The following is a 13,663-nucleotide window of genomic DNA, read 5'->3' as shown; positions in this document are numbered from 1 at the left end:
AGGGGAATCACGGAACGGTACTTATCCGCTGTCCATGACGGAATGATGCGGTCAGGCGCGGCCGCCTGCGGGAACGGCGGCGGCGAATTTCGCCTTGCGGCCGAGCCACACGACAAAGGCGACCGCGAGCGCGAAGCCGAGCGTCGCCGGGTCGATGGCCTCGCCCAACAGCAGCGCGGAAACCGCGAGCGTGACGAAGGTCTGGAACAGCTGCACCTGCGCCACCCGGGCGATGCCGCCGAGCGCTAGGCCGGCGTTCCAGAAGATGAAGCCGCCGAACATCGACATCAGGCCGAGGTAGAGCAGGCCGCCGTACTCGACGAGGCCCGGCGCCGTGATGCCGGTTCCGGCGAAGAGAACGGTCCCGGCGAGCGTGAAGGGGGCGCAGAGGACGAGCGCCCAGCCGATGACTTCCCAGCCGGGCATGACGCGCGCCAGCTTGCCCGACAGTACGTAGGAGAAGGAGGCGGAGATCGCGGCGAGAAGCAGCCAGAAATCGCCCGGCCCCGGATGGAAGCCGCTTTCGCGCAACGAGAAGGCGATGACCAGTGCCGAGCCGGCGATGCCGCATGACCAGAACATCGGGCCCGGGCGCTCGCCATCGACCAGGGCGGCGAAGATCGAGGTCAGGAGCGGCAGCACGCCCAGCACGACGCCGCCGTGACTTGCGGGAATCGTCTGCATCGCGATCGAGGAGAAGATCGGAAAGCCGAACACTGCGCCAAGGCCGACGCCAACGAGCGCCGGCAGATGTTCGCGCGGGAAGGGCCGGCGAAGGACGAGGAGGGCCGTCCCAGCCGCCGCGGCCGCGATCGCGGCGCGGCACATGGTGATGAACAGGGGGCTGAAACCCTCCAGCGCGATCCGGGTCATCGGCAGCGTCGCGCCGAAGATGGTGACGCCGACAAGGCCGAGCAGCATGCCGGCGGCATGGTTGGACAGGAGGCGCACCGGAATATCCTCGCTACAGGCCGTTCGTCATCCGCCTCTGCTCGCACCGGGCGGCCATGCCGTCAAATTCATATGGCTGATCGCTCGATCAAAAAATCAAATGCATCCACTTGATGAGGGCCATCACAAATTTGTGAGACCATATACAATGGTCTAGCGTGGCTTGCTTTTGTGGCCAATGTCTGGTCAAGATCACTATATGTTCTCACACATGGGTAACGCCTGATGACTTCCATCTGGGACCGGCTGGTAACCATGGTCGCCGGGGCGGCCAGCAATGCGCTCTCGGGCGTGGTCGAAGCCATGCGCACGCTGCTCGAGGGGGATCCCGAGACGCGCCGGCAGGTCGCCTTTTCCGTTGCCATGATCGCGCTCTCGGCCAAGATGGCGAAGGCCGACGGGGTCGTCACGACCGCCGAGGTCGATGCCTTCCGCGACATCTTCAAGTTTCCGGCCGACCAGGCCGGCAACGTGGCGCGGCTCTACAATCTGGCGCGGCAGGATGTCGCCGGCTTCGAGGCCTATGCCGAGAAGATGGCCGCGCTGTGCGCCTCCTGCGAGCGCAATTGCCCGATCCTCGAGGACATCATCGACGGGCTGTTCCACATTGCCAAGGCGGACGGGCTGATCCACGATCGCGAAATGGCGTTCCTATCGCGCATCGCCGAGATCTTCGGCATGGCGCTGGAGCGCTTCGAGCAGATCACAGAGCGGCACATCCATGTCGGCGGGCGCGACCCCTACAAGGTCCTCGGCGTCTCGCCGAGCGACGATTTTCCGACCATCCGCAAGCGGTACCGCGTGCTCGCTTCCGAGAACCATCCGGACCGGCTCGTGGCGCGCGGGGTTCCGGCCGAGTTCCATCGCATCGCGAACGACCGGATGGTGGCGCTCAATCACGCCTATGCGGCGATCGAGCGCGAGCGCCAGGCGGCATGACCGCATTCCGTCCCGATTTTTCCGGCGCGGCGGTCGCTCCGTCGCCGAACCACGGCGAGCGCGCCGGCGGTCGCCGGCCCGACATGATCATCCTGCACTACACCGGCATGGAGAGCGCCGAGGGGGCGCTTGCCTGGCTCTGTTCGGAACAAAGCGAGGTGTCGAGCCATTACTTCGTTTACGAGGATGGTCGCATCCTGCAGCTCGTGCCGGAGGAGCGCCGCGCCTGGCACGCTGGAAAGAGCCGGTGGAAGGGTGAGGCCGACATCAATTCCTGTTCGATCGGCATCGAGATCGCCAATCCCGGTCACCCGGGCGGGCTGCCGCACTTCCCGGACGCGCAGGTCGCGGCGGTCGTCGAACTGTGTCGGAACTGTGGCGAGAGGTGGGAGATCGCGCCGGAAAGGGTGCTCGCGCACAGCGACGTCGCACCGATTCGCAAGGTCGATCCGGGTGAAAATTTCCCCTGGCGGCGATTGCATGAGGGGGGGGTCGGGCACTGGGTCGAGCCGGCGCCGATCAGTGGTGGACGGTTCTTCCAGCGCGGCGATGCGGGCGGTCCGGTCGAGGCGTTGCAGGCGATGCTGTCTATCTATGGTTACGCGACGGAAATCACTGGTGTTTTCGACGCGGGAACAGAGGGTGACGTGGCTGCTTTCCAGCGCCATTTCCGCCCCGAGCGGGTCGACGGAATCGCCGATTTCTCGACGATCGACACGCTGCACCGGCTGCTTGTCGGCGTCTCCGAGCGACGGCGCGCGGTCGTATGATTCTCACGAAATATTTCAAATCGTAACACAAGTTTAACCTTTCGCCACATCCTGACCGGATTGGGAATGTCTTTTGCCCGTGCTTTCGGGTTCGGCCGGGCGGCGGTGCTTCCAGCGCCCCTCCTGACATGTCGGCCGAGGCGTTCGGGCGTTCGCCGGTGGGAGCCAGGGTCTCCTCCGCGTTTGCCCTTGGTCCGTGTTCTCTGAGGGGCGGACCACTCCACGAATGAAAATCGTTGCGCGGGACTTCGGCCGAGGGGTCGGGGCCTCAAGGCCTAGCCGTGCGCCTATGTGACCGGAGATTTTGGAATAGATGAGGAATTCGATTACGGCCGCGGGGGCGGCTTGCCTTCTTGCAGTGCTTGCGCAGACCATTTCGGCGAATGCCGGCCCGATTGACGGCGCCTCGGAGAAGAAGTCGCTCAAGACGGTGACGCGGACCGCGGGGTATCCCAAGCTGGGCGCGCCGGCCGGCTACTCCACCCTGATCAAGACCTATGCGAAGCAATATGGCGTTCCGGTCGACCTGGCCCATGCCGTCGTACGCGTCGAAAGCAACTTCAATGCCAAGGCGCGCGGCGCCGCCGGCGAGATCGGGCTGATGCAGATCAAGCCCGCGACGGCTCGTATGATGGGCTACACGGGCAACGCCAAGGGACTGTACGACCCGGAAACCAACATCAAGTACGGCATGAAGTACCTCGCCAAGGCTCACGATCTCAGCGGCGGGACCACCTGCGGCACGATCCTGAAATACAACGCCGGCCACGGCGCAAAGCGAATGAACCCGGTCTCCAAGAACTACTGCGGCAAGGTTCAGAACCTGCTCGATCTCTGATCTGGCAGGATCGGACTGGCGGACCTGCCGCCCGTTCAGGGCCCCGGACCGGAAACGGTCGCGGGGCCCTTCCTTTTGACCGGGGCGACGAATGGGGAGGTGCTCGCCCGCGAGCGTCGTGCTATGGCGGTCGCGGTCGGGGAAGGGGCGGTCAATGGTGCGGCAGTTCGAGTATGTGGTGGTCGGCAAGGGCATGATGGGGACGGCGGCGGCGCGCCATCTGGCGGCTGCGGGCGCCGATGTCGCCATCGTCGGCCCAGACGAGCCGGCCGACCGGGAACGCCACGACGGCGCATTTGCCAGTCATTACGATCAGGGCCGCATCACCCGCTCCATCGATCGTGACGCCGACTGGGCGCGACTGGCCCGTCGCTCGATCGCCCGCTACCGTGCGATCGAGGCGGAAAGCGGCATTTCCTTCTTCACCGAGGCAGGTTGCCTGATCAGCGGAGCCCGGCCCGACGGTGGGGGCGGCTATCTCGACGACGTCGTGGCCGCACGCGACCGGCTCGGCATCGACGCCGAGGTCCTGGATCGGCGCGCCCTTGCCGAGCGCTTTCGCTGGTTCGACGTGCCAGCGACCTCGGCCGGCGTGTACGAGGCCCTCGGCGCGGGGTACATCGACCCGCGGGCATTGGTCGCGGCCGAGACGGTCTGTGCCGAAAGGGCCGGCGCCGTCGTGATCCGCGCAGAGGTCGAGGCGCTCAGGCCCACGCCGCGGGGCGTGGAGATCAGGCTGCGCGGCGGCGAGGCCGTCCATGCCGGGCGCGTGCTGGTAGCCGCCGGCGGCTTCTCGATCGCAGCGGGCCTGCTGCCGCGCCCGGTCGACCTCACCGTCAAGGCGCGAACCGTGCTCTTCGCCGAGATCGCCCAGGACGATCTGGCCGCGTATGCCGGAATGCCAGCCTGGATCGACGAGAGCTGGCGACCCGACGAGCACTTCTACCTGCTGCCGCCGATCCGCTATCCGGACGGCAAGTGGTACCTGAAGATCGGCGGCGATCCCGCCGACGTGGTGCTGCCGGACGTTACCGCTGTCCGTGCCTGGTTCCGCGGCCGCGGCAGCGCCGACGCCGCGCGCCATCTCCACCGGGTGCTGATGCGTGCGCTGCCGGGCCTGAGGCCCGCCTCGCTCTCCAGCAGCCCTTGCGTCACCACCTTCACCGCCCATGGCTATCCCTATGCCGGCTTCGTCGACGGCGACCGGGTGGCGTTGCTGGCCGGCGGCTGCGGTGCGGCGGCCAAGAGTTGCGACGAGATCGGCCGGATCGGGGCGCGGCTCTTGGCGTCAGGCCGGATCGACGAGCCGGACTACGGCACCGATTTCGCGGTACGCTGCCGCTAGGACCGGTGTCGTTGTTTTTTCTGGCCTTTGTGACCGCCTTTCGCTAAGGAACGCGGGCCAGTTGGCCGGGCAGCCGCGCCGCGCAAGGGCCGAAAGGCCGCGTGGTGAGGAAAGTCCGGGCTCCACGGAAACACGGTGCCGGATAACGTCCGGCGGGGGCGACCCCAGGGAAAGTGCCACAGAAAGCAAACCGCCTTCCACGGAAGGTAAGGGTGAAAGGGTGGGGTAAGAGCCCACCGCGGACATGGCGACATGGACGGCACGGTAAACCCCACCGGGAGCAAGACCGAATAGGGATGACGCGAACGGCGCAAGCCGCTTCAGCCCGTTTCCGGGCCGGTCATCCGGGTGGGTTGCACGAGGCCTGGCGCAAGCCCGGTCCCAGATGAATGGCTGCCACGTTCCGGCCCCGGCCGGAGCCATACAGAACCCGGCTTACAGGCCAACTGGCAATTTTTCTCCTTCTCGATCCGAATCGGTTGGACGCCGGCCCCGCGGCACGCCGTTGCGGTGCCTCACGGGGGCGCTGGCCTCCCTTTTTTTCGGAGCAACTGGCCCGACGCCGCCGCGCGGAGAAGGCTGACCCCGGCTTCGTGTTCGATCCGATTTTTGATTGAATCCAGAGGCTTGTCTGTCCGATCGTAACCATTCGTTAAACTTAACGGCTTATAAAGATTTGCTGGTTTCAATCCCGGGAACGGATCCGCTCCCATTGACGCCCATATGGTCCCATGGTATCCCATAAACATACCGCACAGGGGCGAATGATCGCCCGTCCATCGCAAAGTATCGAGGTGCTCCAATCGGGGGCGGCGCAGCGTGAAGGCGGCGTGTCCGATGCGATTCGTGCGGTCGGGTTCTGTGGGGATTTTCCGGTGCCGGCGGGTTCGGTGCCGGTCAGGGAAGCGGACGTAGCGCGTCATGAACCGGTTCCTGTCCAATGCGACAAACAGGATCGATGCCAAGGGGAGGGTGTCAGTGCCTTCGCCGTTTCGGTCGGTGCTTGCGCATCGCGACGTCCGGGAGCTCTATTGCTTCCAGGATTTTGTGTTTCCGGCGATCAGCGTCGGCGGCCCGGACCTGCTCGATCGCTTCGAGCGGCAGATCGCCAGCGAGGATCCGTTTTCGCCGGAGGCGAACCAGATGTCGCTCCTCATTCACGGGGGCGGGGTCTTCATGAAGCTCGATTCCGAGGGGCGGTTGATGGTCACGGACTTCATCCGCGACTACACCGGCATCACTGCGGACGTAACGTTCGTCGGGCGAGCGGATCATTTTCAGCTTTGGGCGCCGCAGACGTTCGAGGCAATGCAGGCGGCGGCCAGGACGGAGCGCAGATTGCGAGGTCTGGGCTCGGGATAAGGTGGAGAGACGGGATGGCGGCGGATATTGGCGGAGGACATTCTGAAGCCGATGGCGGACCGGTCCGCCACATTCCGGTTCTTCTGGACGAGGTGATCGCGGCGCTGCAGCCGCAGCCGGGCGAGGTTATTCTCGACGGCACGTTCGGCGCCGGCGGCTACACCACGGCCATCCTGTCGAAAGGGGCGACTGTGATCGCCCTCGACCGCGATCCGAGCGCCATCGAGGCCGGGCAGATTCTGGTTGCGGCCTCCGGCGGACGCCTGTCCCTCGTCCATTCGCGCTTTTCCGACCTTGCGCGCCATGCCCCGGCCGACGGGCTTGACGGGGTCGTGCTCGACATCGGCGTTTCCTCCATGCAGATCGACGAGGCGGAGCGTGGCTTCTCCTTCCAGAAGAGCGGGCCGCTCGACATGCGCATGTCGAGCGCGGGCGTTTCCGCCGCTGACGTCGTCAACCGGGCGAAGGTTTCGGACCTGATCCGCATCTTCGGGTTCCTCGGCGAGGAAAAGCAGGCCGGGCGCATCGCCCGCGCCATCGAGAAGCGACGGGCCGAGCAACCCTTTGCCACCACCCGCGACCTTGCCGGGCTGATCGAAGTCGTCACGCCGCGCAAGGCAAAGGACAAGATCCACCCCGCCACGCGCGTCTTCCAGGCGCTGCGCATCTTCGTCAACGACGAGCTCGGCGAGCTGGCGCGGGCGCTGTTTGCCGCCGAGCGGGCGCTGAAGCCGGGCGGGCGCCTCGTTGTCGTCAGCTTCCATTCGCTGGAAGACCGGATCGTCAAGAAGTTCTTCCAGGACCGGTCCGGCAAGGCCTCGGGATCGCGCCACCTACCGGAGATCCATCAGCGCGCCGCAACCTTCGCGCCAGTTGGGAAGTCCATGGTGGTCGCAGGCGAGGAGGAATGCGCGATCAATCCGCGCGCGCGGTCGGCCAAGCTGCGGGCGGGCGAACGCACCGCGGCACCGCCGGGCGCGGACGATCTGTCCATTTTCGACCTGCCCGAGCTTGCAAGTCTCGAGAAGATTGGAGGCTGAAGGATGTTCCGTACCTTTGATTTCATCCTGGTTGTCGTCATGACGGTGGCCGCGACGGCCACCTACACCATCAAGCACAAGGCCGAGAACAGGCTGGAGGAAGTCCGCAAGCTCGATGCCGAAATCCGGCTGGAGGAGCAGACGATCGACCTTTTGCGTGCGGACTGGGCGCTCCTGACCCAGCCGGCACGCCTGAACCGGCTGGTGAAGATCTACGGGCAGGACCTCCAGCTGGTGCCGACCGAATCGACCCAATTGGCGCAGCCGATGGAATTGCCGATGCGGGCCGATGAGTTGCTGGCGCTGGAAGCGGAGCAGGCCGACGACGCCGGTACCGCCGCGGCAAAGGCCGGCGGTCGCGGACAGGGCACGGACAAGATCGCAACAGGATCGGTGGCGCGCTGATGTCGTTTCTCTCCCGCATCATGGACGTCAAGAGCAAGGCTCACTTCTCCCATGGCGGCAGTGGCCGCCCGGCCGATGCCGGCGTCGCCACCGCCTTCCAGGGCTACCGCAAGCGCAGCGGCAAGCAGGCCCGCAGCCGCGTCGCGGTGATCATGGCCTGCTTCGGCCTCGCCTACTGCGTCGTCGGCGGGCGGCTCGTGCAGTACGGCATGGCGCAACCGGAGTCGGTGTCCAGCATCGGCCCGGCCGACAACCTGCTCGCCTCGCGCCCGGACATCATCGATCGCAACGGCGAACTGCTGGCGACCGACATCCGCACGGTCTCGCTCTATGCCGAGCCGCACAAGATCGTCGACGTCGACGAGGCGTTGGAGCTGCTGCAGACGGTCCTGCCCGAGCTGGACCCGAAGACGACCTACAAGAAGCTCACCTCCAACTCGCGCTTTCAGTGGCTGCAGCGCCAGCTGACGCCGAAGCAGCAGAGCCGTATTCTGGCGCTGGGGATCCCTGGCGTCGGGTTCCGACCGGAGAAGCGTCGCTTCTATCCGAGCGGCAAGGCTTCGGCCCACATCGTCGGCTACGTCAATATCGACAATCGCGGCATCGCCGGGATGGAGCGCTATATCGACAATCAGGGGCTGGCCGATCTGGCCGCACTCGGCATGACGAGCGACGCCAAGCTGGAGCCGGTGCGGCTGTCGATCGATCTGCGCGTGCAGTCGATGCTGCATGACGTCCTGACCGAGGCCATGACGAAATACGAGGCGGAAGCCGCCGGCGGCGTGGTGCTGGATGCGCACACCGGGGAGGTGCTCGCCATGGCGTCGGTGCCGGACTACGACCCGAACAATCCCGCCGAGAGCGCCAAGGACGGCTGGCTCAACCGCATGTCGGACGGCACGTTCGAGATGGGCTCGACGTTCAAGACCTTCACGACCGCGATGGCGCTCGATTCGGGCAAGGTCACGCTGAAGGACAGCTTCGATGCCCGCTACCCGATCCGCATCGGCGGTTTCACCATCAAGGACTTCCACGGCAAGCACCGCGTGCTGACGGTGCCCGAGATCTTCCAGTACTCCTCCAACATCGGCACCGCCAAGATGGCCGACATCGTCGGCATTCCGGGCCAGAAGGAGTTTCTCACCCGCCTCGGGCTGCTCACCAAGATGCAGACGGAACTGCCGGAGGTGAAGACGCCGAGCCAGCCGCGCGAGTGGAAGAAAATCAACTCGATCACCATCTCCTTTGGCCACGGCGTCTCGACCACGCCGTTGCAGACGGCGGTCGCCGGCGCGGCGCTGATGAATGGCGGCAAGTACCTGCCGCCGACCTTCCTGCCACGGGAGCGCGAGGAGGCCGACGCCATCGCCCAGGCGGTCGTCAAGCAGAGCACCAGCGACGACATGCGCTACCTGATGCGGGTGAACGCCATGAGCGGCTCGGGCAAGCGCGCGCTGGTGCCCGGCTTCAACGTCGGCGGCAAGACCGGCACGGCGGACAAGGTCGTCAACGGCCGCTACGCCAAGAACGGGCTCAACTTCAATGCCTTCCTCTCCGCCTTCCCGATCGACGATCCGCGATATGTCGTGCTGACCTTCATCGACGCCCCCAAGAGCGGCGAAGGGGGCGGCCGTACCGCCGGATCGAATGCGGCGCCGATGGTCGGCGAGATCATCCGCCGCAGCGCCCCACTTCTCGGTGTAAAGCCGAAATTCGGGGAGGACGGTTCTGCCTTGCTCGTGTCTTATTGAGCGCAGAATGAACGGGGAGGGCCGATTCGCGGGCGAAGCGGCGTCCACCGACGATAAGAAGAGCTGCACATGAAGATCACAGACCTTGCCGGAAGCGAGATTTCAGGGCTGGGCGCCGCATCCGCAACCGAGATTGGCGGGATCGCCGCCGACAGCCGCAAGGTCACGACCGGCGATCTCTTCGTCGCCCTGAACGGGACGAAGACCGACGGCGCCGCCTATGTCGCCGACGCCGTCGCACGCGGCGCTGCGGCGATCGTGGTCGGGCGCGGCACCCAGGTGGAGGCGCCGGTCCCGGTGATCGCCGTGGACGAGCCCCGCCGCTTCCTCGCGCTCGCCGCCGCGCGGTTCTTCGGACGCCAGCCGGAAACAATGGTGGCCGTCACGGGCACGGCCGGCAAGACTTCGGTCGCCTCGTTCACGCGCCAGATCTGGGCGCATGCCGGCCACGCCGCGGCGATGATCGGCACCACCGGCGTAACGGCGCCGGGCCGGGAGGAGTACGGCTCGCTGACGACGCCGGATCCGGTGGCGCTGCACCGGCTGCTCGCCGAACTCGCCGAGGCCGGCGTTACCCATGCGGCGATGGAAGCCTCCAGCCACGGCCTCGACCAGGCGCGGCTCGACGGCGTCCGCCTTTCGGCCGCCGCCTTCACCAACCTCGGCCGCGACCACATGGACTATCACCCGACGGTCGAGCACTATCTGGCGGCCAAGATGCGCCTGTTCGACACGCTGCTGCCCAAGGGGGCGCCGGCCGTCATCTTCGCGGACGACGAGTGGTCGGCGGCGGCAATGGCAGCCGCCAACGGGGCGGGTCTCGATGTCCGCAGCGTGGGCCGCAAGGGTACCTACCTGACGCTGAAGCGGGTGGAGCATTTCCGCCACAAGCAGACCGCGGAGGTGCATTTCGGCGACGACATCTTTGAAGTCCATATCCCGCTGGCCGGCGATTTCCAGGTCGCCAACGCCCTCGTCGCGGCAGGTCTTGCCATGTCGACCGGCGTCTCGGCCAGGGACGCGATGGCCGCGCTCGGGCATCTGGCCGGTGCGTCCGGACGGCTCGAACTCGTCGGCCATGCCAGGAACGGGGCGCTCGCCTACGTCGATTACGCCCACAAGCCGGATGCGCTTGAGAACGTGCTGACGTCGGTCCGCCCCTTCACCACCGGTCGGGTGATCGTCGTCTTCGGTTGCGGCGGCGACCGCGACAAGGGCAAGCGCCCGATCATGGGCGAGATCGCCAGCCGGCTCGCCGATGTCGTCATCGTCACGGACGACAACCCGCGCTCGGAGGTGCCGGACGTGATCCGTGCCGAGATCATGGCAGCCGCGGCCGGCGCGACGGAAATCGGCGACCGGGGCGCGGCGATCCGCGCCGCCGTCGCCATGCTGTCGGTGGGCGACACCTTGATCGTTGCCGGCAAGGGGCACGAGGAGGGGCAAACGATCGGAGGCGTCACGCTGCCGTTCTCGGACCATGCGGAAATCCGCAAAGCGCTGGAGGAGCTTGACCTTTGACCATGCTCTGGACCATCGAGGACCTGATCGCGGCCACGCACGGCCGGCCGCTCGGCCCGATGCCGGCGGGGATCTCCGGCATCGCCATCGACAGCCGCTCGATCGGCCGCGGCGAGGCCTTCTTCGCCATCAAGGGCGACCGGGTCGACGGCCATGACTTCGCCGGCCTCGCCTATGCCAACGGCGCAGCGCTGCTGGTGGTCAGCGAGGGCAAGCTACCGGCGCTCGGCCGCCTGACCGCGCCGATGCTGGTCGTCAACGACGTCCTGCAGGCACTCGTCGACCTCGGCTGTGCGGCGCGCGACCGCAGCGCCGCCAAGGTCATCGCGGTGACCGGGTCGGTCGGCAAGACTACGACCAAGGAAATGTTGCGGCATTCGCTCGCCGCCTGCGGCACCGTCCATGCCTCGGCCGCGTCCTTCAACAACCACTGGGGCGTTCCGCTGACACTGGCACGCATGCCGGAGAACACCGCCTATGGCGTGTTCGAGATCGGCATGAACCATCCCGACGAGATCCGGCCGCTGGTCAAGATGGTGCGACCCCACGTCGCGATCGTCACCACCATCGCCGCCGCCCATCTCGGCAATTTCAAAAGCCTCGAGGAGATCGCGGACGCCAAGGCCGAGATCTTCGAGGGCACGGTCGCCGGCGGGCACGCTCTGATCAATCGCGACATCGACCAGTACGAGCGTCTGGAAGAGGCTGCCAGGGCCGCTGGCGTCGAGCATATCCACAGCTTTGGCGCCGATCCCCGCGCCGAGTTCCGTCTGGTCGAATTCATGGCAGGTCCGCAGGGCAACGTGCTCTGGGCCTCGGTGGGCGGGAAGACGCTGGAGATCCCGATGGGCGCGCCGGGCCGCCACATTGCCGAGAACGCGGTGGCGGTCCTCGGCGCGGCGCATCTGGCCGGCGCCGACATCGAGCGGGTGATGAACGCGCTGGCCTCGATCCAGCCGGAGCAGGGGCGGGGTCGCCGCTACCGCCGTCGCATCGACGGCGGTCACTTCACGCTGATCGACGAGAGCTACAATGCCAATCCGGCGTCGATGCGCGCGGCCATCGCGCTCTTGCGCGACACCGTGCCGGGCGACGGCGGCCGCCGGATCGCGGTGCTCGGCGACATGCTCGAGATGGGGGAATTCTCCGCGCAGGTTCATGCCGAACTGGCGCAGCCGCTGGCGGAGGCGGGGATCGAGGACGTGTGGATCGGCGGTTCCGAGATGGCGGCGCTGCGCGAAGCGCTCGGCGAGACCGTCCGGGTCGAGTACCGGCCGGATGCCGACCGCGTCCAGGAACTGGTGCTCGAGGCGGTGCGTCCGGGCGACGTGGTTGTGGTCAAGTCGTCGAAGTCCACGGGATTCAGCCGGATCGTCGCCGCGTTGCTTGACAAATATGAGGCGTTCTCCGACACGGAGCGCGCCGAATGAATGAGCCGCGTGCCCTCGGGCGCGCGGCTTCTTGACGATTGGCACATGCGCATGGCCCTGGACCGGACCGGCCCCGGGTGCAGGCGCGAGGGGACGCGCCGGGGAAGCCCTGCGTGTGAATGTTTCGATATAGGGGCGGTCACTCTCCGATCCGGACTGTCTCCGGCGGCCGCGACCCCCGCAGAACCTTTGGGGAAAGGTCACGAATGCTGCTTTGGCTAGTCGAACTGGCGGATCAGGTCCAGGTCTTCAACCTGTTTCGCTACATCACGTTCCGCACCGGGGCCGCGCTGTTCACCTCCGCCGCCATCGTGTTCCTGTTCGGACCGTCGATCATCGCCTCGTTGCGCGTGCGGCAGGGCAAGGGGCAGCCGATCCGTGCAGACGGGCCGCAGACACATTTCAAGAAGGCCGGCACGCCGACCATGGGTGGGATCATGATTCTTGCCGGTATCGTCGGCAGTTCGCTGCTGTGGGCCGACCTGTCGAACATCTATGTCGTCGCCACGCTGCTCGTGACGCTGGGCTTCGGTGCGATCGGCTTCTACGACGACTACCTCAAGGTGACGAAGCAGACGGAGAAGGGTTTCTCCGGCAAGGCCCGTCTCGGCCTTGAATTCGTCATCGCCGGCATCGCCACCTATTTCATGATGCGCGCCGCCATTTCCTCAGGCGCTGCAGGCTCGGCCCTCGGCACCTCCGTGGCCTTCCCCTTCTTCAAGGATTTGCTGCTCAATCTCGGCATCTTCTTCACCCTGTTCGGGGGCTTCGTGATCGTCGCCGCGGGCAATGCGGTGAACCTGACCGACGGGCTGGACGGCCTTGCAACCGTGCCGGTGATGATCTCCGCCGCCTCCTTCGGCGTCATTGCCTACCTCGCCGGCAACGCCGTGTTCGCCAACTACCTGCAGATCCACTTCGTACCGGGCACGGGCGAACTCGCGGTCATCCTCGGCGCGGTCATCGGCGCCGGGCTCGGCTTCCTCTGGTTCAATGCACCGCCGGCCGCCATCTTCATGGGCGACACCGGTTCGCTGGCCCTCGGCGGGCTGATCGGCACGGTGGCCGTGGCCACCAAGCACGAGGTCGTCATGGCCATCATCGGCGGCCTGTTCGTGATGGAGACGTTGTCGGTGATCATCCAGGTCGCGTCCTTCAAGATGACCGGCAAGCGCGTGTTCCTGATGGCGCCGATCCACCACCACTTCGAAAAGAAGGGCTGGACCGAGAGCCAGGTGGTGATCCGCTTCTGGATCATCGCCGTCATCCTGGCGCTTGTCGGCCTCTCGACGCTGAAGCTGCGGTAACTTC

At 66.4% G+C, this 13,663-nt stretch carries 12 protein-coding genes and 1 other RNA gene; 12 read left to right on the top strand and 1 reads right to left on the bottom strand.

The features are described from left to right. Positions 1 to 51: 51 nt before the first annotated feature. Positions 52 to 951: a DMT family transporter gene (locus ACXAGF_RS12295; RefSeq protein ID WP_475017414.1), complete on the bottom strand. Its 900-nt coding sequence runs from the start codon at positions 949 to 951 to the stop codon at positions 52 to 54. 225 nt (positions 952 to 1,176) lie between these two features. Between ACXAGF_RS12295 and ACXAGF_RS12290 the strand changes: the two genes are divergently transcribed. The 12 genes from ACXAGF_RS12290 to mraY all read left to right on the top strand — a co-directional run bounded on the left by ACXAGF_RS12290 (position 1,177) and on the right by mraY (position 13,659). After that, entirely contained in the window at positions 1,177 to 1,890 is a 714-nt protein-coding gene (locus ACXAGF_RS12290) for a TerB family tellurite resistance protein (protein WP_475017412.1), read from the top strand. Continuing rightward, complete coding sequence (locus ACXAGF_RS12285) at positions 1,887 to 2,660, top strand: N-acetylmuramoyl-L-alanine amidase (RefSeq protein WP_475017409.1); 774 nt, start codon at positions 1,887 to 1,889, stop codon at positions 2,658 to 2,660. The genes ACXAGF_RS12290 and ACXAGF_RS12285 overlap by 4 nt, the downstream gene beginning before the upstream one ends. Positions 2,661 to 2,973: 313 nt before the next feature. After that, positions 2,974 to 3,498, top strand: a complete 525-nt coding sequence (locus ACXAGF_RS12280; RefSeq protein ID WP_475017406.1) for a lytic transglycosylase domain-containing protein — start codon at positions 2,974 to 2,976, stop codon at positions 3,496 to 3,498. 154 nt (positions 3,499 to 3,652) lie between these two features. Beyond that, the gene (locus ACXAGF_RS12275) at positions 3,653 to 4,843 is read left to right on the top strand and encodes an NAD(P)/FAD-dependent oxidoreductase (protein WP_475017404.1); all 1,191 of its coding nucleotides are present in this window, start codon (positions 3,653 to 3,655) and stop codon (positions 4,841 to 4,843) included. Positions 4,844 to 4,900: 57 nt separating this feature from the next. Continuing rightward, positions 4,901 to 5,297: RNase P RNA component class A (rnpB, locus tag ACXAGF_RS12270), an RNA gene on the top strand. 467 nt (positions 5,298 to 5,764) lie between these two features. Then, the gene (mraZ, locus tag ACXAGF_RS12265) at positions 5,765 to 6,205 is read left to right on the top strand and encodes a division/cell wall cluster transcriptional repressor MraZ (RefSeq protein ID WP_475017402.1); all 441 of its coding nucleotides are present in this window, start codon (positions 5,765 to 5,767) and stop codon (positions 6,203 to 6,205) included. A gap of 14 nt (positions 6,206 to 6,219) precedes the next feature. After that, a complete protein-coding gene (gene rsmH / locus ACXAGF_RS12260; protein ID WP_475017400.1) occupies positions 6,220 to 7,245 on the top strand; it encodes a 16S rRNA (cytosine(1402)-N(4))-methyltransferase RsmH in 1,026 nt (341 codons plus the stop codon). 3 nt (positions 7,246 to 7,248) lie between these two features. After that, positions 7,249 to 7,650: a cell division protein FtsL gene (gene ftsL, locus ACXAGF_RS12255; RefSeq protein WP_475017397.1), complete on the top strand. Its 402-nt coding sequence runs from the start codon at positions 7,249 to 7,251 to the stop codon at positions 7,648 to 7,650. Further along, complete coding sequence (locus tag ACXAGF_RS12250; protein ID WP_475017396.1) at positions 7,650 to 9,401, top strand: peptidoglycan D,D-transpeptidase FtsI family protein; 1,752 nt, start codon at positions 7,650 to 7,652, stop codon at positions 9,399 to 9,401. The genes ftsL and ACXAGF_RS12250 overlap by 1 nt, the downstream gene beginning before the upstream one ends. Before the next feature lie 69 nt (positions 9,402 to 9,470). Continuing rightward, on the top strand, positions 9,471 to 10,922 hold the full coding sequence (locus tag ACXAGF_RS12245; RefSeq protein ID WP_475017393.1) for a UDP-N-acetylmuramoyl-L-alanyl-D-glutamate--2,6-diaminopimelate ligase: 1,452 nt from the start codon (positions 9,471 to 9,473) through the stop codon (positions 10,920 to 10,922). Next, on the top strand, positions 10,919 to 12,352 hold the full coding sequence (locus ACXAGF_RS12240) for a UDP-N-acetylmuramoylalanyl-D-glutamyl-2,6-diaminopimelate--D-alanyl-D-alanine ligase (RefSeq protein WP_475017391.1): 1,434 nt from the start codon (positions 10,919 to 10,921) through the stop codon (positions 12,350 to 12,352). The genes ACXAGF_RS12245 and ACXAGF_RS12240 overlap by 4 nt, the downstream gene beginning before the upstream one ends. A 206-nt stretch (positions 12,353 to 12,558) precedes the next feature. Then, the gene (gene mraY, locus ACXAGF_RS12235) at positions 12,559 to 13,659 is read left to right on the top strand and encodes a phospho-N-acetylmuramoyl-pentapeptide-transferase (RefSeq protein WP_475017389.1); all 1,101 of its coding nucleotides are present in this window, start codon (positions 12,559 to 12,561) and stop codon (positions 13,657 to 13,659) included. Positions 13,660 to 13,663: the final 4 nt, after the last annotated feature.

It is taken from the genome of Mycoplana sp. ABR4_002 (assembly GCF_056159645.1).
Note: the sequence above shows the minus strand (reverse complement) of the source record. Positions and strands in the feature narration are given on the sequence as shown.

Excerpts from the sequence above, each read along its gene's own strand:
- ftsL (WP_475017397.1), top strand. The coding sequence starts at position 7,249 with ATGTTCCGTACCTTTGATTTCATCCTGGTTGTCGTCATGACGGTGGCC.
- ACXAGF_RS12290 (WP_475017412.1), top strand. The coding sequence starts at position 1,177 with ATGACTTCCATCTGGGACCGGCTGGTAACCATGGTCGCCGGGGCGGCC.
- rsmH (WP_475017400.1), top strand. The coding sequence starts at position 6,220 with ATGGCGGCGGATATTGGCGGAGGACATTCTGAAGCCGATGGCGGACCG.
- mraY (WP_475017389.1), top strand. The coding sequence starts at position 12,559 with ATGCTGCTTTGGCTAGTCGAACTGGCGGATCAGGTCCAGGTCTTCAAC.
- ACXAGF_RS12245 (WP_475017393.1), top strand. The coding sequence starts at position 9,471 with ATGAAGATCACAGACCTTGCCGGAAGCGAGATTTCAGGGCTGGGCGCC.
- ACXAGF_RS12275 (WP_475017404.1), top strand. The coding sequence starts at position 3,653 with ATGGTGCGGCAGTTCGAGTATGTGGTGGTCGGCAAGGGCATGATGGGG.
- ACXAGF_RS12250 (WP_475017396.1), top strand. The coding sequence starts at position 7,650 with ATGTCGTTTCTCTCCCGCATCATGGACGTCAAGAGCAAGGCTCACTTC.
- mraZ (WP_475017402.1), top strand. The coding sequence starts at position 5,765 with ATGAACCGGTTCCTGTCCAATGCGACAAACAGGATCGATGCCAAGGGG.
- ACXAGF_RS12285 (WP_475017409.1), top strand. The coding sequence starts at position 1,887 with ATGACCGCATTCCGTCCCGATTTTTCCGGCGCGGCGGTCGCTCCGTCG.
- ACXAGF_RS12280 (WP_475017406.1), top strand. The coding sequence starts at position 2,974 with ATGAGGAATTCGATTACGGCCGCGGGGGCGGCTTGCCTTCTTGCAGTG.